The organism is Saccharomonospora sp. NPDC046836, from assembly GCF_040645195.1.
GTDB lineage: Bacteria > Actinomycetota > Actinomycetes > Mycobacteriales > Pseudonocardiaceae > Prauserella_A.
The window spans coordinates 41,711-65,430 of the sequence record NZ_JBEYXW010000020.1; the positions used below are offsets into that span (position 1 = coordinate 41,711).

22 protein-coding genes are annotated in these 23,720 nt (G+C 69.2%); 15 read left to right on the plus strand and 7 right to left on the minus strand.

Going from position 1 to position 23,720, the window contains the following annotated elements; translation table 11 throughout:
• Window position 1: 1 nt before the first annotated feature.
• From ABZ863_RS22005 to ABZ863_RS22020, 4 genes are read left to right on the plus strand one after another with little or no spacing between them, the layout of a single operon-like run.
• Window positions 2-745: an enoyl-CoA hydratase/isomerase family protein gene (locus ABZ863_RS22005; protein WP_358538598.1), complete on the plus strand. Its 744-nt coding sequence runs from the start codon at window positions 2-4 to the stop codon at window positions 743-745.
• Window positions 742-2,277, plus strand: a complete 1,536-nt coding sequence (locus ABZ863_RS22010) for an AMP-binding protein (RefSeq protein WP_358538601.1) — start codon at window positions 742-744, stop codon at window positions 2,275-2,277. The genes ABZ863_RS22005 and ABZ863_RS22010 overlap by 4 nt, the downstream gene beginning before the upstream one ends.
• Window positions 2,268-2,870: a TetR/AcrR family transcriptional regulator gene (locus ABZ863_RS22015; RefSeq protein ID WP_358538603.1), complete on the plus strand. Its 603-nt coding sequence runs from the start codon at window positions 2,268-2,270 to the stop codon at window positions 2,868-2,870. The genes ABZ863_RS22010 and ABZ863_RS22015 overlap by 10 nt, the downstream gene beginning before the upstream one ends.
• Before the next feature lie 46 nt (window positions 2,871-2,916).
• Window positions 2,917-3,252, plus strand: a complete 336-nt coding sequence (locus ABZ863_RS22020; protein ID WP_358538606.1) for a hypothetical protein — start codon at window positions 2,917-2,919, stop codon at window positions 3,250-3,252.
• Window positions 3,253-3,309: 57 nt separating this feature from the next.
• Here the strand turns inward: ABZ863_RS22020 and ABZ863_RS22025 are convergent, their stop codons facing one another.
• On the minus strand, window positions 3,310-4,479 hold the full coding sequence (locus ABZ863_RS22025) for an acyl-CoA dehydrogenase family protein (protein WP_358538609.1): 1,170 nt from the start codon (window positions 4,477-4,479) through the stop codon (window positions 3,310-3,312).
• Between the two features lie 101 nt (window positions 4,480-4,580).
• Here ABZ863_RS22025 and ABZ863_RS22030 point away from each other — a divergent pair, with 101 nt between their 5' ends.
• Together ABZ863_RS22030 and ABZ863_RS22035 are read left to right on the plus strand one after the other, a co-directional pair.
• Complete coding sequence (locus ABZ863_RS22030; protein ID WP_358538611.1) at window positions 4,581-5,291, plus strand: 4'-phosphopantetheinyl transferase superfamily protein; 711 nt, start codon at window positions 4,581-4,583, stop codon at window positions 5,289-5,291.
• Window positions 5,292-5,296: 5 nt separating this feature from the next.
• The gene (locus ABZ863_RS22035; protein WP_358538614.1) at window positions 5,297-6,451 is read left to right on the plus strand and encodes an isochorismate synthase; all 1,155 of its coding nucleotides are present in this window, start codon (window positions 5,297-5,299) and stop codon (window positions 6,449-6,451) included.
• Window positions 6,452-6,478: 27 nt separating this feature from the next.
• On the opposite strand, the gene mihF is transcribed toward ABZ863_RS22035, so the two are convergent.
• Complete coding sequence (gene mihF / locus ABZ863_RS22040; RefSeq protein WP_168214177.1) at window positions 6,479-6,790, minus strand: integration host factor, actinobacterial type; 312 nt, start codon at window positions 6,788-6,790, stop codon at window positions 6,479-6,481.
• 314 nt (window positions 6,791-7,104) lie between these two features.
• Here mihF and ABZ863_RS22045 point away from each other — a divergent pair, with 314 nt between their 5' ends.
• The 3 genes from ABZ863_RS22045 (at window position 7,105) to ABZ863_RS22055 (ending at window position 11,074) form a co-directional block, all read left to right on the plus strand.
• Entirely contained in the window at window positions 7,105-8,727 is a 1,623-nt protein-coding gene (locus ABZ863_RS22045) for a long-chain fatty acid--CoA ligase (RefSeq protein ID WP_358538617.1), read from the plus strand.
• Window positions 8,728-8,827: 100 nt separating this feature from the next.
• On the plus strand, window positions 8,828-9,850 hold the full coding sequence (locus ABZ863_RS22050) for a peptidase C39 family protein (RefSeq protein WP_358538620.1): 1,023 nt from the start codon (window positions 8,828-8,830) through the stop codon (window positions 9,848-9,850).
• A gap of 123 nt (window positions 9,851-9,973) precedes the next feature.
• Window positions 9,974-11,074 carry an S-(hydroxymethyl)mycothiol dehydrogenase gene (locus tag ABZ863_RS22055; protein WP_358538621.1) on the plus strand — a complete coding sequence of 367 codons (1,101 nt, stop codon included), beginning with the start codon at window positions 9,974-9,976 and terminating at the stop codon, window positions 11,072-11,074.
• A 10-nt stretch (window positions 11,075-11,084) separates the two neighbouring features.
• On the opposite strand, the gene ABZ863_RS22060 is transcribed toward ABZ863_RS22055, so the two are convergent.
• Window positions 11,085-12,704, minus strand: coding sequence for an FAD-binding oxidoreductase (locus tag ABZ863_RS22060; RefSeq protein WP_358538624.1), 1,620 nt, complete (start codon window positions 12,702-12,704; stop codon window positions 11,085-11,087).
• A gap of 16 nt (window positions 12,705-12,720) precedes the next feature.
• On the opposite strand from ABZ863_RS22060, the gene ABZ863_RS22065 reads away from it, so the two are divergent.
• From ABZ863_RS22065 to ABZ863_RS22085, 5 genes are all read left to right on the plus strand, one after another.
• Entirely contained in the window at window positions 12,721-13,362 is a 642-nt protein-coding gene (locus ABZ863_RS22065; protein WP_358538626.1) for a helix-turn-helix domain-containing protein, read from the plus strand.
• Window positions 13,359-14,909: a glycerol-3-phosphate dehydrogenase/oxidase gene (locus tag ABZ863_RS22070; RefSeq protein WP_358538629.1), complete on the plus strand. Its 1,551-nt coding sequence runs from the start codon at window positions 13,359-13,361 to the stop codon at window positions 14,907-14,909. The genes ABZ863_RS22065 and ABZ863_RS22070 overlap by 4 nt, the downstream gene beginning before the upstream one ends.
• 73 nt (window positions 14,910-14,982) lie before the next feature.
• Window positions 14,983-15,894, plus strand: a complete 912-nt coding sequence (locus ABZ863_RS22075) for an ATP-binding cassette domain-containing protein (protein WP_358538800.1) — start codon at window positions 14,983-14,985, stop codon at window positions 15,892-15,894.
• On the plus strand, window positions 15,891-17,093 hold the full coding sequence (locus ABZ863_RS22080; RefSeq protein WP_358538632.1) for an ABC transporter permease: 1,203 nt from the start codon (window positions 15,891-15,893) through the stop codon (window positions 17,091-17,093). Before ABZ863_RS22075 ends, ABZ863_RS22080 begins: the two co-directional genes overlap by 4 nt.
• A gap of 120 nt (window positions 17,094-17,213) precedes the next feature.
• A complete protein-coding gene (locus ABZ863_RS22085) occupies window positions 17,214-18,092 on the plus strand; it encodes an alpha/beta hydrolase (protein ID WP_358538635.1) in 879 nt (292 codons plus the stop codon).
• Between the two features lie 63 nt (window positions 18,093-18,155).
• Here ABZ863_RS22085 and ABZ863_RS22090 read toward each other — a convergent pair whose 3' ends face one another.
• The 3 genes from ABZ863_RS22090 to ABZ863_RS22100 form a co-directional block, all read right to left on the minus strand.
• Window positions 18,156-19,469 (minus strand): citrate synthase, encoded by a 1,314-nt coding sequence (locus ABZ863_RS22090; protein ID WP_358538638.1) that lies wholly within the window; start codon window positions 19,467-19,469, stop codon window positions 18,156-18,158.
• Window positions 19,470-19,704: 235 nt separating this feature from the next.
• A complete protein-coding gene (locus ABZ863_RS22095) occupies window positions 19,705-20,625 on the minus strand; it encodes a carbohydrate kinase (RefSeq protein WP_358538641.1) in 921 nt (306 codons plus the stop codon).
• Between the two features lie 10 nt (window positions 20,626-20,635).
• Window positions 20,636-21,229, minus strand: a complete 594-nt coding sequence (locus tag ABZ863_RS22100; protein WP_358538644.1) for a TetR/AcrR family transcriptional regulator — start codon at window positions 21,227-21,229, stop codon at window positions 20,636-20,638.
• A gap of 83 nt (window positions 21,230-21,312) precedes the next feature.
• Between ABZ863_RS22100 and ABZ863_RS22105 the strand changes: the two genes are divergently transcribed.
• Entirely contained in the window at window positions 21,313-22,449 is a 1,137-nt protein-coding gene (locus ABZ863_RS22105; RefSeq protein WP_358538646.1) for an acyl-CoA dehydrogenase family protein, read from the plus strand.
• 21 nt (window positions 22,450-22,470) lie between these two features.
• On the opposite strand, the gene ABZ863_RS22110 is transcribed toward ABZ863_RS22105, so the two are convergent.
• A complete protein-coding gene (locus ABZ863_RS22110; RefSeq protein WP_358538649.1) occupies window positions 22,471-23,682 on the minus strand; it encodes an amidohydrolase in 1,212 nt (403 codons plus the stop codon).
• Window positions 23,683-23,720 lie beyond the last annotated feature (38 nt).

The window sequence follows — 23,720 nt, forward strand, 5'->3', positions numbered from 1 at the left end:
CATGGAGACCGTGGAACTCACCGTCACCGACGGCGTTGCGTTCGTCCGGCTGAACCGACCGGACCGGCTCAACGCCGTGACACCGCAGCTGGTGGACGACCTGGTCACCGCGCTGGACACGGTCGCGGCCGATGAGGACGCCCGTACCGTGGTGCTCGTCGGACGGGGACGGGCCTTCTGCGCGGGGCACGACCTCAAGGAGCCCGCATCCGGCGGTGACTCCCGCGCCCGTCTCGAACGGCTGCAGGACGTGACCCGGCGGCTGCGTGCCCTGCCACAGCCGGTGCTCGCCGCCGTGCACGGCTACGCGATCGGCGCCGGGGCGGAGTTCGCGCTGGGCTGCGACCTCGTGGTGGCCGCCGACGATGCCGTGTTCGCCTTCCCCGAGGCCGGCCTCGGGCTGAGCGTGACAGGCGCCGCCTCGCGGCTCCTGCCGCTGCTCGTCGGGCCACTCAAGGCCAAGGAACTGGTCCTGCTCGGCGAGCGCGTCGACGCGGCGAGCGCACACGACATGGGTCTGGTCAACGTGGTGGTGCCGCGTGCGGACCTGATCGAGTTCGCCACCGGCTGGGCCGCGCAGCTGGCCGGCAAGCCGCCGTCGGCGCTCGCGCTGGCCAAGCGCGCGCTCGACCGCGGCATCGACAGCGTGGTCGAGACGGCGCTCGAACTCGAGGTCAGCCATGCGCTGCTGACCGAGCACTCGCCCGAGGTCGCCACGACCACCGAGGAGTTCCGGTCACGATGACCGCGCGCAGCGACGACCTGACCGGCCTGCTCACCGAAGCCGCCCGGCGCTGGCCGGACAAGGACGCGTGGGTGTTCGACGAAACCGGTGAGCGGTTGACCTTCGCCGACGTCGACCGCCGCAGCGCCGAGCTGGCCGCGGCGCTGTCCGCACTCGGCATCGGGCCCGGCGACCGGGTCGCGGCGATGTTACGCAACCGGCCCGAGTTTCCGCTGCTGTGGCTGGCACTCGCCCGGATCGGCGCCGTCCTCGTGCCGGTCAACACGGGCTACCGCGAACTGGACGGCGCCCATGTACTCGCGCATTCCGGTGCCAGGCTGGTGATCGCGGAGCCCGAGTTCACCGACCTGCTCACCGGGATCGCGCCGCGGACATCGGTCGAGCGCGTGCTGACCGTGACCGACCTGCCCCCGGGCGGGCAACCACCCGTTTTCCGCCCCGCACCTGAGCTGCCGACCAACATCCAGTACACCTCGGGCACCACCGGCGCTCCGAAGGGCTGTGTGCTGCCACACCGGTACTGGACCACGCTCGCCAACGGCCTGGTCACCGGTTTCCCGCACATCGGTGATGGCGATGTTCTCCTTACCGCGCAACAGTTCCACTACATCGATCCACAATGGAACGTCGCACTCGGACTCGCAAGCGGTGCGACTCTGGTGGTACTCGACCGCTTCCACCCCTCGGCGTTCTGGGCCAAGATCCGCGAGTACGGTGTCACCTGGTTCTACTGCCTCGGACTCATGCCGACGCTGCTGCTGCGCAGGCCGTCAGCACCGGAGGACCGGCTGCACAAGGTCCGCGCCATCAGCGCATCCGCGATCCCGCGCGAGCTGCATGCCGAGCTGGAGCAGCGGTGGGGGGTGCCGTGGTTCGAGGCATTCGGGATGACCGAGACCGGCGGCGACATCCGGATGTATCCCGAGGACCACGACGAGCTGGTCGGCACCGGGTGCATCGGCAGGCCCGCGCCGGGGCGTGAGGTGATGATCGCCGCCGAGTCCGGGCGGCCGCTGCCGCGGGGGCGGACAGGTGAGCTGTTGATCCGCGGCGTCGGGCTCATGCATGGCTACCACGACGATCCGCAGGCCACCGCCGCGGCATTCCGCGGCGGCTGGTTCCGTACCGGCGACCTGGCGTGGATGGACGACGACGGCCGGGTGTACTACGTGGGCCGGACCAAGGACATGATCCGGCGCAGCGGCGAGAACGTCGCCGCCGACGAGGTGGAGCGCGCACTGCTGCTGCACCCGGCGGTACGCACGGTCGCCGTGCTGGCGGTACCGGATGACCTTCGCGGCGAGGAGATCAAGGCCTACGTCGTACTCGGCGAAGGGCACGAGGTCACCGCCGCCGAGCTCGCCGAGTTCTGCGCCACCAAGCTCGCCTACTTCAAGGTGCCCCGCTTCTGGACCTTTGTGGACTCGTTGCCGATGACGCCGTCGGAGCGCGTCGCCAAGGGCGAGCTGCGCAAGGCCGCCGCCGACCTGCGCGCGGGTTCCTACGACCGGGTGGAGGGCAGATGGCTGTAACGAGCCGGGAACGCGTGCGCAGGGCAGCCGTGAAACTGTTCGCCACCAAGGGGTTTCACGGCACCGGTATCCGCGACCTCGCCCAGGCGGCGAAGCTGTCCTCGGCCAGTCTGTACCACTACATGGGTACCAAGGAGGACCTGCTGGCCGGCATCATGCGCGACAGCCTCGGGCGGCTGCTGGCCGACGCGACCGCGGCCGTGTCGGACGTCGCCGACCCGTGCGAGCGCATGCGCAGGCTGGTCACCCTGCACGTCACGACACACGCGCGGCAGCCGAACGAGACCAGGGTGGTGGACAACCACATCGATGTCCTGTCGGGACGGGCGCGGCAGGAGGTGATCGCGCTACGCGACGCCTACGAAAAGCTGTGGTCGGACACGATCGAGGCAGGGTTACACACGGGCGTGTTCGACACCGCGCAACCCGCCGTCACCCGGATCGCGGTATTGGAAATGTGCAATGCCGTGGCCAGGTGGTACTCACCCCGCGGGGCATTGTCACTGCCCGAGCTGGCCACCCACCACGTGGAGCTCGCCCTGCGTGTGCTGGGCGTTCGTGAGCAGGTGCGCTGTGGTTTGGCGAACTCCTGACGACCCCACGCTTGCCCCGAAGCCGCTGCTGAGGGACGCTCGTGGGGTGAGTGAGGAAACAATCCAGCTGGAACTCAACGATGCGGGTGTCGCTCCGGGGCTGCCAATGCCCACTGACCCGCGGGACCGGGTTCAAGATGTTCCCTACCGCCCGGTCGAGTTCCGCGACGACGATCTTCCGGCCGCGCTGGAGCGCTGCGCCGGCTGGCTCAGGCAGGCCCAGCAGTGGCTCGGTGAGCCGGTGGATGTCCTCGCAGTCCACCTCGACTACGACGACCGCGACGGTTTCCCGTACTACGACCTGAAGATCCTGTGCAATGAGGAGGACCTCGCCGGCGTGCCACTCGCGTTGCGCGAACGTGGCGAGTCCGTCTCCTCCTGACCGTCCAGCCCGCTGCGGCGGCGAGCTGACCGACCACCTCGCCGCCGCAGCCAGCTACTAACCCAGGGCCCCGCCGATCTTGGCGTGGCCCCGCAGCAGGTTGCGCGCGATCGTCCGGCGCTGGATCTCGTCGGTGCCTTCATAGATACGCAGCAAACGAAGTTCGCGGTACCACCGCTCGATCGGCAGCTCTCGGGTGTAGCCCATGCCGCCGTGGATCTGCAGTACCCGGTCGACGATCTCGTTGGCCTTGATACCGCCGTAGAGCTTGGCAATCGACTGGGCATGGCGGGAATCCATTCCGGAATCCACCTGCCAGGCGGCGTGCAGCACCAGCCAGCGCAGCGCCTCGATCTCGACACCGGAGTCGGCGACCATCCACTGGATGGCCTGCCGCTCCGCGATGGGCGCGCCGAAGGTCTCGCGGGTGTTGGCATGGTCGATGGCCATGGCCAGCAACCGCTCACACGCACCGAGGGCGCGCGCCGGCAGCAGGTAGCGGCCGCGCCCGATCCACTGCATCGCCAGTGCGAAGCCCTGACCGAGCTCGCCGAGGATCTGACTTTCCGGCACGCGGACGTCCTGGAAGATCAGCGCTGCCGGGCCCCATTCGCCCATCGTGTCGATGTACTCCGAGCGCCAGCCCATCTCGCGGTCGACGAGGAAGCACGTGACACCGCCGCCCGCTCCCTTCGCGGGGTCGGTGACAGCGAAGACCATGACGAAGTCGGCCTCGTTGCCTCCGGTGATGAAGGTCTTCTCGCCGTTGATGATCCAGTCGCCGCCGTCCTTGCGGGCCGTGGTCCGGATGGCCTTGGCGTCCGAGCCCGCGCCCGGTTCGGTGATCGCGAAACAGGACCTGCGCTTGCCTTCGATGGTGGGCAGCAGGTACCGCTCTCGCTGCTCGTCGTTGGCCTGGAAGAGGATGTTGTCAGCGGTACCGCCGAACCGGAACGGCACGAACGAGCGGCCGAGCTCGGCCTCCAGCAGCGCGGTCATGACCGCGGAGAGGCCCATCCCGCCGTATTCCTGCGGTGTCTGCACGCCCCAGAACCCGGCGTCCCGCGCCTTGAGCCGCAGCTCCTCCAGCTCGTCGGCGGGCAGGCCGGGCTGGCCCGCGCGCTCCCTGCGCAGTACTTCAGGCTCACGCGGGATCAGCTCCCGCTGCACGAAGGTGCGTACCCAGTCCCGGATCTCGCGTTCCTCGACGCTCAAGCTGAAGTCCATTGCTCCGCACGGCTCCTTCGACGACTAAGCGGTTGCTTAGCAACACGGTAACGCACCCGAGGTGCTGGCGGCAGGGCTCGGCGAGCACGTAGGTTCGCAGGGTGATCGACTGCGTGGTGTGGTGGGCGAGACCCGTTGCCGACCCCGGTGAGTACCTGGCGCTGCTCACCCCCGTCGAGCGGGAACGCTACGAGGCCTACCGCCAGGACGCCGACCGGCGGCGGTTCCTGACCGGCCGCACGCTCGCGCGGACCGTCGCCGCCGAACGGCTCGGCGTCGATCCCGGGGACGTCGAGTTCGACGCCACGTGTACCGACTGCGACAAGCAACACGGGCCGCCGCGGATACCAGGTGTGGACCTCGCTCTGTCCATCTCGCACGCGGGCGAGCGAGTCGGTGTCGCGTTGACCGCGGGGGCCCCGGTAGGTCTGGACGTGGAGGCGGCGAGCAGGCGCGCGGACGACGGGCTCCTGCGCTACGCGCTCAACGACACCGAACTGGCCGCCCTCGACCGGCTTTCCGCGCCCGAACGCACCGACGGCTTCTTCCGGTACTGGACCCGCAAGGAGGCCGTCATGAAAGCCACCGGACGCGGCCTGCGAATCCCACTGCAGAGCATCACGCTGTCCCCACCGGGCGAACCGGCCCGGCTCATCGCCTCCGATCACCCGGAACTGACGCCCGAGGGCACCAGGATGGCCGACCTCGACCCCGGCGCCGGTTACCGCGCAGCCGTCGCGGTACTGACCATGGAGGAGATAGAGGTCACGGAGCGGTGGTGGGGCCCAATGCCGGATTCGCACGGACAATAGGAAGGATGGACGCCGCGCGACTGCTCGAGGACTACCGGCGCGGGGACTTCTTCCTCGCGACCGCGGACCGCACAATCCTCGGTGCAGGCGTATCGGCCGAGCTCACCGACACCGACGAGATCCGGCTCAGCGAACGGGTCCGCGAGGCGCTCACCGGCTCTTCGGTCCCGATTGCCGTTGGCGTACTGCCGTTCGACAGCGCGGCCGATCATGGGACACCGGGTCGCATCGTGATCCCCAAGGACGCGCGCGTGGCAGGTGGCGTGCATCCGCGGGTCGATGCCATGGCGCGCCGGCACGTCGGCACACCGGCGCGGGTCCGCCTCGTTCCGCAACCCCGGCGGCACATCGACGCAGTCGCGCGAGCCGTGATGGCGCTGCGGGAGCGCGGCCTGCGCAAGGTGGTCCTCGCCAGGGCATTGGACCTGGAGTTCGACGAGCCCGTGCAGCCCGAGGCGATCCTGCGCAACCTGGTCAAGGACAACCGGCGCGGCTACACCTTCGGCGCTGGACTTCCCGGCGGGCGCACGCTCGTCGGTGCGAGCCCGGAGCTGCTGCTGTCCCGGCATGGCGACCGCGTGGTGTCGCACCCGCACGCCGGGTCGATGCCGCGCTCGGCCGATCCGGTGACCGACACCGAGAACGGCAAGGCACTGCTGTCCTCGCGCAAGGACCACATCGAACACGCGGTGCTGGCCGAGGCGGTAATCGAGGCACTGCGGCCGTTCTGCCGGAAGCTGGACGCCCCCGGCGTCCCGGAACTGGTGTCGACGCCGACCATGTGGCATCTCGGTACGACCGTCACCGGTGAGCTGATCGACCGGGACGTGACCGCGTTGCGGTTGGCCGCTGCCCTGCATCCCACGCCGGCCATCTGCGGCACGCCGACCGAGTCGGCGCGCGAGCTGGTCGGTGAGCTGGAACCGTTCGAGCGCGGCTACTACGCCGGCGCGGTCGGCTGGGTGGACGCCGACGGCGACGGCGAATGGGCAGTGTCGATCCGCTGCGCCGAGGTCGCCGGCCAGTCACTGCGGCTGTATGCGGGCGGCGGCATCGTGCCGGAGTCGGACCCGCAGGCGGAGCTGGACGAGACCTCAGCGAAGTTCGTGACCCTGTTGCGGGCCATGGGACTCCCCCGTGAGTGGCTAGCCCAGTTCTGAGAAGCTAGCCACCCACGAGCGGCCTGGTCACTTGAGCGCGTTGATGAGGGCTTCGCGCTGACGCTCGCCGAGGCCGGCGGCCCTACGGTCGGGGTCGATGCCGGCCTGCTCGAGCAGCGCGGCCACCTTGACCGTGCCCAGCCCGGGCACCGCCTTCAGTAGCTGCGTGACCTTCGTCTTCCCGACGGTCTTGTCTTCCTTCGCCCGGTTCAGCACCTTGTCGATGCTCTCCTTGCCGGACTTGATCGACGCGAGCAGCTCCGAGCGCGCCTTGCGAGCCTCGGCCGCCTTGGCCAGGGCTTCCGCCCGCTGTTCCGGAGTCAACGTAGGCAGAGCCAACGTACTAGTCCTTTCTTCTCGGGTGCCGCGTTGAAAGCGGCGACAGCCCGGGTCCCCAGGCGCTTGCCCCAGCAAGCGCTGGCCAGGCCGTCACTTACCACGCGCCCAGTAAACGCCAACACGGCCGTGACCGCGAAATCGACACGCAATGACCCCCCAACAGGGGCAAGCAGGTCAGCGCGGTCGAACGCCGGCAGAGACCGCCCAACCGCTCTCGGTAAGGGTTGCGCCCATGACACATGCCGTGCTTGCTTGGTCACCGCTAGGCTCTCGTGTCACCCAGTTCACAGTCGAACGAACCTGCAGGAGTCCCCATGTTGAGCACGATGCAGGACGACCAGCTCTCGCTCGCGAACCTCCTCCGTCACGGCACCACGCTGCACGCCCGCAGCGAGGTCATCACCTGGACCGGCTCCGGCGCGCGGCGCAGGAGCTACGGCGAGGTCGGCAAGCGCGCGGCCCAGCTCGCCAACGCCCTGCGCGGCCTCGGCGTCACCGGTGACCAGCGTGTCGGCACCTTCATGTGGAACAACGCCGAGCATCTCGAGGCATACCTGGCCATCCCCGCCATGGGCGCCGTGCTGCACACACTCAACATCCGGCTCTTTCCCGAGCAGCTGAGCTACGTCGCCAACCACGCCGAGGACCAGGTCGTCATCGTCGACGGCACCTTGGTCCCGCTGCTGGCCAAACAACTGCCGCAGCTCAAGACGGTCCGGCACGTGATCGTCGCGAACGGCGACCCTGGAACGCTGGAGGCACCCGAGGGGGTGCAGGTGCACGGTTACGAGCAACTGCTCGCCGCGCAGCCCGACCAGTTCGACTGGCCGGTCATCGACGAACGCTCCGCAGCCGCGATGTGTTACACCTCGGGCACAACGGGTGACCCGAAAGGGGTCGTCTACTCCCATCGTTCGGTCTGGCTGCACTCGATGCAGGTCTGCATGACGGACAGCATGCGGCTCGCTCAGTCCGACAAGGGGCTCATCATCGTGCCGATGTTCCACGCCATGTCGTGGGGCCTGCCGTACGCGGCGTTGATGGTCGGGGCCGCCCTGATGATGCCGGACCGGTTCCTGCAGCCGGAGCCGATCGCCCAGATGCTCGCCGCGGAGAAACCGACGTTCGCCGGTGCCGTCCCCACCATCTGGCAGGGCCTGCTGCAGTACCTCGACGGCAAGCCGCAGGACATCTCCCACCTGCGGGAGGTCGTGGTCGGCGGCTCAGCGGCACCGCCGTCGATGATGCACGCGTTCGAGGAGCGCTACGGCGTGCCGATCCTGCATGCCTGGGGCATGACGGAAACCTCGCCGCTGGGTAGCGTCGCCCGGCCGCCCGGTGCCGCCACAGGCGAGGAGGCCTGGCAGTACCGCTACACGCAGGGCCGCTTCCCGGCCTCGGTGCGGGCCAGGCTCATCGACGACAACGGCAACGAGGTGCCGTGGGACGGCCAGAGCGTGGGCGAGGTCGAGGTCGCAGGCCCGTGGATCACCGCCTCCTACTACGGCGACGTCGACCCGGCGAAGTTCCGCGACGGCTGGCTGCGCACCGGGGACGTCGGCAGGATCACCCCGGACGGGTACCTGACGCTGACCGACCGCGCCAAGGACGTCATCAAGTCGGGCGGCGAATGGATCTCGTCCGTGGACCTGGAGAACTTCGTGATGTCCCATCCGGCGGTGGCCGAGGCAGCGGTGATCGGCGTACCCGACGAGAAGTGGGACGAGCGCCCGCTGGTGGCGGTCGTGGTGCGCGATGGGCAGCAGGTGACGGCGGACGAGCTTCGCGAGTTCCTCACCGACAAGGTCGCCAAGTGGCAGCTCCCTGAGCACTGGACGTTCATCGACGAGGTGCCCAAGACCAGCGTCGGCAAGTTCGACAAGAAGCGCCTGCGCGCCGCGCATGCCGAGGGCACGCTCGACATCAGCCACTTCTGAGGGGCCTGAGACGGAACCTCGGATCGCCTACCACGCCTGGGACTCCGCGCCGGAGTTCGGCCGCGGTGCCTTTACCGGTGCCGTCGCCACGGCTGCTGGCGTGTGCATCGGTGAGCCGGCCGAGTACGGACAGTGGACCTCGCCCGTGCAGGCGCCTGGCTTTCCCGCGACCGAGCTGATCGCGTCGTGGAACGCCGACACCCCGCCCGGCACCTGGCTACGCGTGTCGGCCAGAACCCGCACCAGCACGGGAGCGGTGACCCCGTGGTACGTGCTGGCCGAATGGGCGCACGGCGACACCGACATCCGCCGCACCACGATCCCCGGCCAGGACGATGAACACGCCGCCGTTGACGTCGACACCCTTACCGTCGAACCCGGTGTCCGGCTGCACGCCTACCAGCTGCGGGTGAGCCTCCTTCGGGTTGCGGGCAGCCAGGTCACACCGGTACTGCGTGCCGTCGGTGCGCTGGCCTCGGCGTTGCCGGACCGGTTCACCGTGCCGGTCTCCGCGCCGGGGCGGGCACGCGGCATCGAGCTGCCGGTACCCCGCTTTGCCCAGAACGTCCACCGCGGCAACTACCCCGAGTACGGCGGCGGTGGCGAGAGCTGGTGCAGCCCGGCCTCGACCGCCATGGTGCTGGCGTACTGGGGTCGCGGACCGGATGCCGCCGAACTCGCCTGGCTCCCACCGGGCTATCCCGACCGCCCCGTCGCCCACGCCGCCCGCTGCACCTACGACCATGCCTACCACGGCACCGGGAACTGGCCGTTCAACACCGCCTACGCCGCGCACTACGGCCTGCGTGGCCGGGTCACCCGCCTGCGCTCACTGACCGAGCTGGAGGACTACCTCGCCGACGGTGTCCCGGTGATCACCTCGCAGTCGTTCCTGGCGAGCGAGCTCGACGGTGCGGGTTACGACACGGCCGGTCACCTGCTCGTGGTCACCGGCTGCACCGAAGACGGTGACGTGATCGTCAACGATCCGGCCGCGGACGACGTGCGCAGGGTGTACCCGCGCGCACAGTTCGAGACGATCTGGCAACGCACCAGACGCCACACCGCGGACGGCACCGTTGCCGGCGGGCCGGGCGGGATCGCCTACCTCATCGAGCCCTGAGGAGGCAAGCCGCTTTCCGGTCACCGCAAGACTCGTGGCCAAAGCCATGCGGATGTCGCGATGAGTGCATGTTCCGTGGCAAGCTGCGGCACAGAACAACGTTGTTGAAAGGACTGAAGCGAAATGCCGTACGAGGTGCAGGGTGTGGTGTCCCGCGCGAAGGGTGAGCCGGTCTCCCTTGAGACGGTGCTCGTGCCGGACCCCGGCCCGGGTGAGGCGGTCGTGTCGGTCAAGGCGTGCGGAGTGTGCCACACGGACCTGCACTACCGCGAAGGCGGGATCAACGACGAGTTCCCGTTCCTGCTCGGTCATGAGGCAGCCGGTTATGTCGAGAAGGTCGGCGAGGGTGTCACCGACCTCGAGCCGGGCGATTTCGTCGTGCTGAACTGGCGGGCCGTGTGCGGCACCTGCCGCGCGTGCAAGCGCGGCAAGCCGTGGTACTGCTTCTCGACCTTCAACGCCAGCCAGCCGATGACGCTGGCCGATGGCACGCCGCTGAGCCCGGCGCTTGGCATCGGGGCGTTCCTCGAGAAGACCCTTGTCCACAGCGGACAGTGCACAAAGGTCAATCCGGAAGCCGAGCCCGCGGTGGCCGGCCTTCTCGGCTGCGGTGTGATGGCGGGAATCGGTGCCGCCATCAACACCGGCGCCGTTACGCGTGGCGACTCGGTGGCCGTCATCGGCTGCGGCGGTGTCGGTGATGCCGCGATCGCGGGCGCTCGGCTGGCCGGTGCCACCACCATCATCGCGGTCGACATGGACGACCGGAAACTGGCGTGGGCCAAGGACTTCGGCGCCACGGCGACTCTCAACGCGCGCGGGAAGAGTCAGGACGAGATCGTCGAGGCGATCCGGGAACTGACCAACTCCTTCGGTGCCGACGTCGTCATCGACGCGGTGGGCAGGCCGGAGACCTGGAAGCAGGCCTTCTACTCCCGCGACCTCGCCGGCACGGTCGTGCTCGTCGGTGTCCCCACACCGGACATGCGTCTCGACGACATGCCGTTGATCGACTTCTTCTCCCGCGGCGGCTCGCTCAAGTCGTCCTGGTACGGCGACTGCCTGCCGGAGCGGGACTTCCCGATGCTGGTGGACCTGTACCTGCAGGGCAGGCTGCCGCTCGACAAGTTCGTCACCGAGCGCATCGGCGTCGGCGACGTGGAGCATGCGTTCGAGCGGATGCACAAGGGCGAGGTACTGCGCAGCGTCGTGGTGTTCGACTGAGGTAGCGCCGTTAAGGGAGGAGCTTGCCGGGGTTGAGAATCCCGGTGGGATCCACCGCCTGCTTCACCGCCGCGAGTGCTGCCACGCCGACGGCACCGATCTCAGCCTCCAGATAGGGGGCATGCTCGGTGCCGACGGCGTGGTGGTGCGAGATCGTCCCCAGTGACTCGTCCGCGATCGCCGCCGACGCCGCGTGCTTCGCCCGTTCCCACTGCCCGATGGGGTCGTTCTCGTCGCGCGCGGTGAGGACGGTGAAATACAGCGAGGCGCCCGTCTCGTAGGCGTGCGAGATATGGCAGAACACGAGCGGATCGCCGAGCGCGTCACGCAGGGCGGCACGCGCTTTCGCATACAGCGCATCGAGATTCGCCCAGCGCGTGGCGGTTTCGAGTGTCTCGACGCACACACCGAGTGCCAGGAGCGCGTCCCGCTGCCGTGGCCCGGCGAAGCGGTGTCGCAGCCAGGCCCGCCCCGGAGCCTGCCCGAGTCCGACCGCGCCCGCCGCACGCAGGCTCCGCACCGCCTCGCGCCGCCGGCGCAGCGATTCGCCGTACCAGCCGAGGATCAGCAGGCACGGCTCGGCAATCCCCCGCACGGCGAGGTAACGCCGCAGCAGTGCGGTCCCCCACCCCGCCGACAGCGCCAGCGACGACGCCGTTTCGTCCACATCGGACAATCGGGTCACATCGGCGAGCAGACCACGTTGCGCCAGGTGGCGTACCAGCGCGTTGCCGCGCTCCCAGCCGTCGATGGCGAACGCCTCGAAGCGTTCGGTCTCCGGCAGCGGGCGCACCCGCACGGCCACCTCGGTGATCACGCCGAGCGTGCCCTCGCTGCCGATGGCGAGCTGCCGCAGGTCGGGCCCGGCCGCGGAGGCGGGCGCCACGCCGAGCCGCCACTCGCCGCGTGGCGTGGCCAGGCGCAGACCGGTGACCATGTCCTCGAACCGCCCGTAGCCGGACGACGCCTGGCCTGCCGAGCGGGTCGCCGCGAAGCCACCGATGGTCGCGCGCTCGAACGACTGAGGCACGTGTCCGAGGGTGAAGCCGTGCAGGGAGAGCTGGCGCTCGGCGTCGGGCGCGCGCATCCCGGCCTGCAGGACGGCGATACGGGAGACGGGATCGACGGACACGAGCCGGTTGAGCCGTTCCAAGTCGAGCACCAGCACGCAGTCCTTGTCCCCGCGTACCGCGGAGACCCCGCCGACCACGGAGGTGCCACCACCGAAGGGCACCACGCCGATGTCGTGGGCAACACACACGTCGAGAACCCGCTGCACCTGGTCCGGGTCGGCGGGCAGGACCACGGCGTCGGGCACCGCGATTCCGGCTGCTGGGTAACGGCGGCGCACCAGATCGAGATAGGAAAGGCCCCCGCTGCGGGCCAGCCGCTCCTCGGAGCTCCTCAGTACCTGACCGGCACCGACGACCTCGGTGAGCTGGGCCAATGCGGCGGCGGGCAGGCCGGACGGCGCGACCGCGATCGCCGAATCCGGTGCGAGCGGGGCGCCAGGGGCCAGGCGGCCGATACGCTGGACGAGCCAGCGCAGTGCCGCGGGAGCCAGCGCCACGGCGTCGGCACCCTCGGGCGTCCAGGCGCCGCGCAGCCGGTGGTCAATACTGTCGGTCACCACTAGAGTGTGACATATGAAGGCGGAACGTCACATGTTTGTCGCCGGCCGCAGTGCACTGGCCGCCACCCGCGAACGCACCGCGGCCAGCCGGGTCCCCGACGACGTGCTGCTCGACGCGGCGAAGAAGTGCGTGCTGGCCAACGGAATGCGGCGGACCACGCTCGCCGAGATCGCGCGGACGGCCGAGGTCAGCCGGATGACCCTGTACCGCCGCTTCCCGGACGTGCGGAGCCTGCTCGCCGCGCTCATGACGCGCGAGTTCGGCACGTTGCTGCACAACGTGGCCGCCGAGGTAACCGGCGCGGCACACGCACGGCAGCGCCTGGCCGACAGTGCGGTCGCCGCAGTGCGTGCCCTGGTCGCCGACCCACTCATGCGCACGGTGCTCGACCTCGACCCCGAACTCCTGCTGCCCTACATCACGCAACGGCTCGGCGCGACGCAGCAACTCGCCGAGAACGTCATCCACGCACTCGTCGTGGCCGGACAACAGGACGGCTCGGTGCGGCGCGGTGAGACCGCCACGCAGGCCCGCGTGGTGCTCCTGGTCGTGCAGTCGTTCGTGATGTCCCTGCGTCCTGCCACCGCCGACCTCGACGAGGACAGCCTGCTGGCCGAGCTGCGGCACGTTCTCGACGCGGCACTCGCACCATGATCAGGGCATCGCTGTCGGCCAGGCGCCGCACCAGGGAACTCACCGAGCTGGCCTCCGGCGAGCGGGTGGACCTCATTGTGATCGGCGGCGGGGTGACCGGCGCAGGCATCGCACTGGACGCCGCGTCCCGCGGCCTTTCCGTCGCGCTGGTCGAGGCACACGACCTCGCCTACGGCACATCCCGCTGGTCGAGCAAGCTCGTGCACGGCGGGCTGCGCTACCTCGCGCACGGCGATGTGGTGCTGGCGCGGGAAAGTGCGGTGGAGCGCGGCATCCTGATGACGCGGACCGCGCCGCACCTCACCCGCCCGCTCGCCCAGCTCCTGCCGCTGTTCGACACGACGTCACGCGGCAGCAGGCTGCTCGCCGCGGCTGGGCTGCACGCGGGGGACGCACTGCGCCGTTCCGCGGGCACCCCGTCGACGCTGTTGCCACGTCCACGCTCGATCCCGGCGGCCGAGGCCCTCGCACTGGCACCCGGGCTGCGCCGCACCGGCCTGAATGGTGGGCTGCTGTCGTTCGACGGCGCGTTGACCGACGATGCCCGCCTCGTGGTGGCACTCGCCAGAACGGCCGCGGGATTCGGTGCCCGGATTCTGACGCGGCTGCGCGCCACCGAGGTGCGGGGCGACCGGGTGCGCGCGACCGACGAGCTCAGCGGCGAGATGGTGGAGCTGCATGCCCGCCAGGTGATCAACGCCGCCGGTGTCTGGGCGGGCCGCCTGGTGTCGTCGGTGCGACTGCGCCCCTCGCGCGGCTCGCATCTGGTGCTCGCCACCGAGCACACTGGACTCAGTGAGACAGCGGTGCTGGTGCCAGTACCAGGCGAGCACAGCAGGTTCGTGTTCCTGCTTCCCCAGCCCAGCGGCAAGCTCTACCTCGGCCTGACCGACGAGCCGCTCACCGGCGAGCCGGAGGACGTCCCGAAAGCACCACAGTCCGATGTGGACTTCCTCCTCGACATCGCCTCAACGGTGCTGGCGCGCAGACTCGGGGCCGCTGACGTGCTCGGCACCTTCGCCGGACTACGCCCGCTACTCGCCGCCGACGGGCAGACCGCCGACCTGTCCCGCAGGCACGCGGTAATCACCGACGACACCAGTGGCATCATCACGGTCGTGGGTGGCAAGCTCACCACCTACCGGAAGATGGCCGAGGACGCCGTCACGACCGCGGTCCGGACCGCGGGACTGCAGGCGGGCCCGGTACGGACCGCGCACCTGCCGCTGCTGGGCGCCGCCGATCGGGCAGCGTTGTCTACTGTGGATGCTCCGGCTCGACTCGTCGCCAAGTACGGCACCGAGGCGCCCCGGGTCGCCGCCCTCGGCGAGGTTGATCCGGACCTCGGCCTGCCACTCTTCGACGGCTGCGAGGTGACGGCGGCGGAGGTCGTGTGGGCCGTCCGGCACGAAGGTGCGCTGGACGCCGCCGACGTGCTGCACCGGCGCACCCGGCTCGGCCTCGTCCCAGCCGAGGCGCAGGCCACCGAGGAGCGGGTGCGCGACCTCGTGGAGCGAACGCTGTACGGCCTGGCCGACATCTCCTGACGGGTCGCCCACGTCCGGCATGATCGCGGATATCCTGCTCGGTGACGCGGCCGGGCGAGACAGGGGCAGCACCATGGGTGAGCGCACGCTGGAGATCGACAGAGTGTCCAAGCGTTTCGGCGACGTCGTCGCGCTCGACTCGGTGACCTTCGAGGTGCTGCCCGGCGAACTGTTCGGCTTCGTGGGCAGCAACGGCGCAGGCAAGACCACCACCATGCGGATCGTGCTCGGCGTACTCGGCGCCGACGCCGGCGAGGTACGCTTCGACGGCACACCCATCGCCCACGAGACCCGCACCCGGATCGGGTACATGCCAGAGGAACGTGGCCTCTACCCGAAGATGAAGGTGCTCGACCAGCTCGTCTATCTCGCGCAGTTGCACGGCATGCCTGCCAACGACGCGCACCGCAGCGCGGAGAGCTGGCTCGAACGGCTCGGGCTCGGCGATCGCCGCAAAGACGAGGTACAGAAGCTCTCGCTCGGTAACCAGCAGCGCGTGCAGCTCGCCGCCGCACTGGTGCACGAGCCCGAGGTACTGGTGCTCGACGAACCGTTCTCGGGCCTCGACCCCATCGCGGTGGACGTGATGAGCGAGGTGCTGCGCGAGAAAGCGGCCACCGGTGTGCCGGTGATCTTCTCCAGCCACCAGCTGGAACTGGTGGAACGGCTCTGCGACCGCGTCGGAATCATCCGAAGTGGACGGATTGTGGCGTGCGGTTCGGTCGGCCGGCTCACCGCGGGAGCCGCCGCCCGGCTCACCGTCGTGGCACCGGCTGCGCCGCCCGGCTGGGCAGCAACGCTGCCGGGCGTCAGGGTGGTCGACGAGAACGGCGACGGCACGCTGCTCGAACTGGCTCCCGGCACCGACGACCAGGTGGTGCTGGCCGCGGCCCTCGCCACCGGGCCGGTGCACGAGTTCACCCGCGCCCACCCGTCACTCACGGAACTGTTCCGGAACGCGGTCACCGAAGGAGCTGCCAAGTGAACCGTCCCGGCCACTCGGTATCCCCTGCGACCGCCGTACGCCTCGTCGCGCAGCGGGAGCTGAACACGCGCCTGCGCACGCGCGGGTTCGTTGTCGGCACGCTGGTGATTCTCGCCGTACTCGCGGGTTACCTGCTGTTCCAGGCGAACGTGTTCGACAACGCCCAGCGCACCACCGTCGGGCTCACCGGCCAGGCCGCCGCGATCGCCGAGCCACTCGAAGCCGGTGCGCGGCAGCTGGGCACCGATGTCGTCACGACCACTGTGGGCGATGCCGCGCAGGGCCGGGCGCAGGTGACGGCCGGGGACCTCGACGCGCTCGTCTCCGGCAGCCCGGCGAACCTGCACGTGCTCGTGAAGTCCGAATTGGACAACCAGGTGCGCGGTCTGCTCACCGGAATCACCCAGCAGGAAGTGCTGGAGGCGAAGCTCGCGCAGGCCGGTCTCGAGCCCGCCGCCGTGCTCAGCGATGTGGATGCGGCGCGGCTGCAGGTCACGACGCTGGAGCAGCCGGATCCGGACAGCGGCCAGCGGATCGTGGTGGCGCTCGTGATGATGTTCCTGCTGTATATGGGAATCACGGCGTACGGCGCGCTCGTCGCGCAGGGTGTCGTCGAGGAGAAGTCCAGCCGGGTGGTGGAGATTCTGCTGTCCAGTGTGCGCCCATGGCACCTGCTGCTCGGCAAGGTGATCGGGCTCGGGCTGGTCGGTCTGGTGCAGCTCACCATTCTGAGCGTGGGCGGCTTGATCATGGCGAGTGCGGCGGGCGTGCTGACGATCACCGGCATCGCCGCCAGCACGCTGCTGTGGGGCCTGCTGTGGTACGTGCTCGGTTTCTTCCTCTACGCGACGGTGTTCGCGGCAGCGGGGTCGCTGGTGTCCCGGCAGGAGGACATGCAGTCGGTGCTCACGCCCATCTCGATGGTGCTGATGGTCGGCTTCATCGCCGGCTTCACCGTGGTCCAGCAACCCGACGGCACGACGGCGACCGTGCTCTCGCTGCTCCCGCCACTGTCGCCGATCCTCATGCCCAGCCGGATCGCGACCGGCTCGGCGGGACCGATGGAGATCGTCGCGGCGCTCGTACTCACGCTGGCCGCCATCGCCGCCCTCACCTGGCTCGGCGGCCGGATCTACCGGGCCGCCGTCCTGCGCACGGGCGCCCGTATCCGGCTGCGCGACGCTCTGCGTGGCTCCTGACCCACCAGGGCAAGTCGCCGCACGCGCCGGTCGGCATGTGGGTAAGATCGTCAGCGGTGTGCCGGGAAGCCTGGTCGGCGATGTGTTCACGCAGGCATATTCCGGAATGGAGCACGGCACATGGCTTTCTCCAGCAGGTCCACCTCGCAACGACCTAATCGGACGATCTACCGCAGCGAGGCAGGGCGCAATGCCATCGCCACCTGGTGCACGGCTCAGTTGGGTGCGTGGCCGGTGCCGCACGAACGGCAGGTGGTCACCGCGGCCGGTGCGCCAACGCACCTGGTGACGGCAGGCAGTGGCGACCACACTGTGCTCGTCCTGCCCGGAACCACCTTCTGCGCCGCCGCCTACCTTCCGCTCGGCACGGCCCTCGCGGCACGCACCAGGGTCGTCTTGCCCGACCTGCCGGGCCAACCCGGCCTCAGCGGCGCCGCCCGCGTTCCCTCCGCAGACAAGCTCGGGTGGTATGGCCGGTGGCTGGCCCAGCTGGTGGACCAGGTCACGGACGGGCCGGTGACCATCCTCGGCCACTCGCTGGGTGGTGCGATCGCGCTGTCGTGCGATGCCCCGCGCGTCCACCGGCAGGTGCTGGTCTCACCTGCCGGGCTGACCCGGTTACGGCTCCCACCCCGCGTCATCATTGCCTTCACCGACTGGATCCTGCGCCGCCAACCCGCCGCCAGCGCCCACCTCCTGCGGTTGCTCCACGGTGCCGGGCACGCCCCCCGGCCCGAGCTGGTCGAGTGGATGACACTCGTGGCCCGCCATGTGCGCTCGACGCGCGACCCCGGGCATGCAGCCGTCGCGGCGCAGGACATCGAGCGTACCGTTGTCGTCGGTGCCGACGATGTGTTCCTGCCTGCCCATGCCCTGGCTCCGGTTGTCCTGCGAACGCTGTGTGTGCCACTGGACGTCATGGCGTCGGCCGGTCACCTGATCGTCGACGAGTTCCCGGACCGTCTCGCCGAGCTCGCTTCGGGCCACGGAAAGCAGTAAGGGCCACCCCCACTGCGTTCAGTAACGCAGGCAGGGTGGCCCTCAGGGCAGCCGGTCGGCGGGTCAGCGCTCCGTGAGCGGCTTGTAGTCGCGCTGCTTCTCGCCGGTGTAGATCTGGCGCGGGCGGCCGATCTTGGTGGCCGGGTCCTGGATCATCTCCCGCCAGTGCGCGATCCAGCCGGGGAGGCGGCCGAGCGCGAACAGCACCGTGAAGAACTTCGTCGGGAAGCCAAGGGCCCGGTAGATCAGCCCTGTGTAGAAGTCGACGTTCGGGTAGAGCTTGCGCTCAATGAAATAGTCGTCCGAGAGCGCTCGCTCTTCCAGCGCCTTGGCGATGTCGAGCAACTGGTCCCCGCCGGCGATCTTGGAAAGGATCTCGTCCGCCGTCTGCTTGATGATCTTCGCGCGCGGGTCGTAGTTGCGGTAGACCCGGTGCCCGAAGCCCATCAGGCGGACACCCTTCTCCTTGTTCTTGACCCGGTTGACGAAGTTGTTGACGTCGCCGCCCTCGGCCTTGATGCTCTCGAGCATCTCCAGCACCGCGCTGTTCGCACCGCCGTGGAGGGGGCCGAAGAGGGCCATGATGCCCGCCGCGATGCTCGCGAACAGGTTCGCCTCGGAGGAACCGACGAGCCGCACCGTTGACGTCGAACAGTTCTGCTCGTGGTCGGCGTGCAGGATGAAGAGCAGATCGAGCGCCTTGGCGACGTCAGGGTCGATCTCGTACGGCTCGGCGGGCAGGCCGAACGTCATGCGCAGGAAATTCTCCACCAGGCCAAGCGAGTTGTCCGGGTAGAGGAACGGCTGGCCGATCGACTTCTTGTAGGCGTAAGCCGCGATCGTCGGGACCTTCGCCAGCAGGCGGACAGTGGACAGCTCGACGTTCGGTTCGTCGAACGGGTTGAGCGCGTCCTGGTAGAAGGTGGACAGGGCGGAGACGGCGCTGGAGAGCACCGGCATCGGGTGCGCGTCGCGGGGGAAGCCGTCGAAGAACCGCTTGAGGTCCTCGTGCAGCAGGGTGTGCCTGCTGATCTTCGAGCTGAAGTCCTCCAGCTGGGTGACGGTCGGCAGCTCACCGTAGATCAGCAGGTAGGAGACCTCGATGAAGGTCGAATGCTGTGCCAGCTGCTCGATCGGGTAACCCCGGTACCGCAGCACGCCCTGGTCGCCATCGATGTAGGTGATGGCAGAGGAAGCCGCCCCGGTATTGACAAAACCGGGGTCGTACGTGATGTAGCCGGTCTGTGCCAGCAACTTCCCAAGCTCGATACCGGGGGCGCCTTCGACAGCGCGGACGACCTTCAACTCGTGTTCGCCACTCGGCAGGCGGAGCACGACGTTCTCGCCCCCGGACTGCGCCGCAGTCGCGTCGGACATGCACATGCCTCTCACGGTCACACGGGCCGGTGGTGACCGCAGGTTTCGCTGGCCACCAGCTTCGTACGCGACAGGTCCTTGCACCTCGCCGCACACCGCCCCGCTGGGGTATGAAATTCCCCTTTACGCTAGTCCAGAAGACACCTGTTTCGCAGCCGTTGTGTTACCCACAGCTAATCGTTTGCGATCAGGTTCACACGGTAAGCGTTGCCGCAGCGACATGCGGTGGACACAATTACCGAAATTGCGCGAGCTCCTCGGCCGTTGGTGGTTCCGCACCGCGACGCGACACTGTGATGGCGGCCGCACGGGCGGCGTAGCGGAGTGCCTGCGTCCAGTCGGAAGCGTCCAGCGTCGCCGGCTCGCGGACGTCCTGCTGGGTGAGCCAGGCCAGCAGGGCACCCTGGACGGTGTCGCCCGCGCCGATCGTGTCGACGACCTGGACCGGAACCGTCGCCGCACTCGCCAGCTCACCCTCCGTGGTCACCACGGACAGTCCGTCAGCACCCCGGGTCAGCACAACGGCCTGCACGCCGGCTGCGAGCCACGCCTTCACCGCATCCGGCACGGCGAAGTCGCCCGCTAGCCATTCCGCGTCCTCCACCGAGAGCTTCAGCAGGCGCACGAAAGGCAGCCACGACGCGAAGCGGGCACGGTAGGCGGCGGGATCGGCGATCATGTCGGCCCGGATGTTCGGATCGAGCGCGGTGAGCACGCCGCGTGCGGACTCCCGCCGCAACATCGCCTCGTACGCACTGGCAGCGGGCTCCAGCACCATCCCGAGCGTGCCGAGCGAGAGCGCGGTCACCCCCTCCGGCAGCGGACCGGGATCGGTGAGGAGCCGGTCGGCAGTGCCTTCGGTGTAGAAGCTGTACCGCGCACTGGACGCCGCGTCGAGCGATACGACAGCGAGGGTGGTCGGTTCCGGCCCGCGCTGCACGAGTGTGGTGTCCACGTTGGATGCAACCAGCCGGTCAATGAGTGACTCGCCGAAGCGGTCGGTGGAGATGCGCGAGAGAAACGCTGTCGGCACACCGAGCCGGCCCGCCGTCAACGCCACATTGTACGGCCCACCACCGAATCTGGGCGCCAGAAGATCCACAGTAGACTCTGCTGGCACAAGATCGACGAGTGCTTCGCCACCGGAGACAATCACAGGGGCGATGCTATCCCACGCGGAGCCCGCCGAGCAGTAGCTCAGCCAGCGCTGTGAAAGCGTCGGCATCGGACACACCGGTGCGTGCGCGGACGACCCCCGTCTGGATACCTTCCACGAGCAGCCCTGCCATTTCGGCGATGAGCGTCGCATGCACGTCCCGGAAAACGCCGTCGGCCACACCCTTGGCGATGAAGGAACGGATCCGGCCTGCGGCGGCCTGCGAGTTCAGCTCGTAGGTCACCCGCGCGGGCTCGAACGCGGCGACATCGGCCATGAAGGTCTCCGAGGCGCGCTTCAGCTCGTCCGCGATCCCGGCGAGGTAGAGCGCGATGACCTCGCGGGCATCGGCAACGCCGTCGATGCGTTCCTCGATCCGCTCGGCGGCGCCCTTGAAAAAGTGGGCGACCACCTTGACCGCGAGCTGTTCCTTGCTCGACGCCAGTGTGTACAGCGTCGACTTCGAACAGTGCAGGCGGGCTGCAAGATCGTCCAGGGTGAACTCGCGGAAACCCTCGGCGAGGAAGAGCTCCTCGAGTTCGCCGAGCAGCACCTGCTGCCGTGCGGTGGGCTGCCGGCGTGAGCGCAGCGGTTGGGAGGGCATATCGCCACCGTAATCTAGTACTGAAGTCGCCACTACAGTACTGTTTTCAGTATCGCCGACGACTACGAGAGCCGGAGACGACGATGCCTGCGGAACGACTGCTACCCACCACCGAGGCCACAGACCTCGTCGCACTGGCGAGGGAGATAGCCAGGGAGGAACTCGCGCCGCTCGCGGCGGAGTACGAGGAGGCGGAGCGTTTCCCCCGCGAACAGTTCCGGTTGCTCGGCAAGGCGGGCCTGCTCGGCCTGCCCTACCCGGAGCGCTGGGGCGGCGGCGAGGTGCCCTACGAGGTCTACCTCCAGGTCCTCGAAGAGATCGCGACCGCGTGGATGTCGGTCGGGATCGGCCTTTCGGTGCACACGATGTCCTGCTTCGCGCTGGCCCACCACGGCACCGACGCCCAGCGTGACCGGTGGTTGCCGACGATGCTCGAGGGCGACCTGCTCGGGGCGTACGCGCTGTCGGAAAGCCAGGCCGGCTCCGATGCCGCGGCGCTGTCCACCCGGGCCCACCGCGACGGCGACGTGTATGTCGTCAACGGCACCAAGGCATGGGTCACGCACGGCGGTCAGGCCGACTTCTACACGACGATGGTGCGCACCGGCGACGACGCGATCTCGTGCCTGCTCGTCGACGGCACGACGCCGGGCCTTTCGGCAGCGCCACCCGAGCGCAAGATGGGCCTCACCGGCTCCACCACGGCGCAGCTGATCTTCGCCGACGCGCGGGTGGACGCCGACCGGCTCATCGGCGCCGAGGGCCAGGGGCTCAAGATCGCGCTCGCGTCGCTCAGCTCCGGCCGGCTCGGCATCGCGGCCTGCTCGGTCGGCCTCGCGCAGGCGGCGCTGGACGAGGCGATCGCCTACGCCAAGGACCGCACGCAGTTCGGCAGGCCGATCATCGACTTCCAGGGCGTGGAGTTCATGCTGGCCGACATGGCAGCAGCCGTGGAGTCAGCGCGTGCGATGTACCTCGACGCGGCGCGGCGCCGCGACCGCGGCCTACCGTTCCAGCGCCAGGCGTCCATCGCGAAGCTCGTCGCCACCGATGCGGCGATGCGGGTGACCACCGACGCGGTGCAGGTGCTCGGCGGCGCCGGCTACACGCGCGACTTCCCGGTCGAGCGGTACATGCGCGAGGCGAAGGTGCCCCAGATCTTCGAGGGCACCAACCAGATACAACGCATTGTGATCGCCCGCGAACTCCGCAGGGTGTGAAAACGTCCCCCAAAACCCTGGTTACTCCCGGTAGCGGCGGTCGGCTACCACGCCCTCGCCGGTGCCCTCGTCGAAGTGGTACACGTCGCGGCCCCGGACGAAGACCCGCATCGCGCGGTTCATGACGTCGAGCGGATCGCCGGACCAGATCACCACATCGGCGTCCAGACCGGGCTTGAGCGCGCCGATCCGGTCGTCGAGCCCGAGGATCGCCGCCGGGTTCACGGTCAGCGCCTTGATGGCGGCGTCCGGGTCGAGGCCGTCCTTGACCGCCAGCGCCGCCTGGTACACCAGGAAGTTGATCGGCACCACCGGGTGGTCCGTGGTGATGGCGAGCCGGACGCCGGCGCGCGCCATGATGCCGGCCGCCCGCAGCGTGCGGTTGCGCAGCTCCACCTTCGACCGCGAGGTGAACAGCGGTCCGAGGATCACCGGCACGCCGCGCTCGGCGAGGAAGTCGGCGACCAGGTGCCCCTCGGTGCCGTGGTTGACCACCAGCTTGTAGCCGAACTCCTCGGCAAGCCGCACCGCCGTGACGATGTCGTCGGCGCGGTGCGTGTGCTGGTCCCAGTACAGCTCGCCGTCGAGCACCCTCGCCAGTGTCTCCAGCGTCAGGTCCACATCGAACGGCTTGCCCTCGGCGCGAGCGTGGTCACGCTGCGCGGCGTAGTTGCGGGCATTGGTGAACGCCTCGCGAAGCACCGCGGCGACGCCGAGCCGCGTCGACGGCGTCTGCTTCTTCTCGCCGTAAATGCGCTTCGGGTTCTCGCCAAGCGCGCTCTTCACGCTCACCTCCTCGGCGAACAGCATGTCGAGCACCGTGCGGCCCCACGTCTTGACGCCCACCGTCTGGCCGCCGATCGGGTTGCCGGACCCCGGCTTGATCACGACGCTGGTGACACCGCCCGCCAGTGCGTCGTCGAAGCCGACCTCGTACGGGTCGATCCCGTCGATGGCGCGGAAGCGGGCACCGTTCGGATCGGTCATCTCGTTGGTGTCGTTGCCGGACCAGCCTTCGCCGTCCTCGTGCACACCGAGGTGCGCGTGCGCGTCGACGAAGCCGGGCAGCACCCACGCGCCCGAGGCGTCGATGAGCTCGGCGCCGTCCGGAATGTCCACATCCGCGTCCGTACCCACCGCGACGATCTTGCCGTCGTCCATGAGCACCGTGCCGCCGTCGATCGGATCGCCGTCGACGGGGACCACGTAGCCGCCAGTGATTGCGCTAACCATGGTTGTCTACGTTAACGAACTTCGCCCGCCTCCCCGCG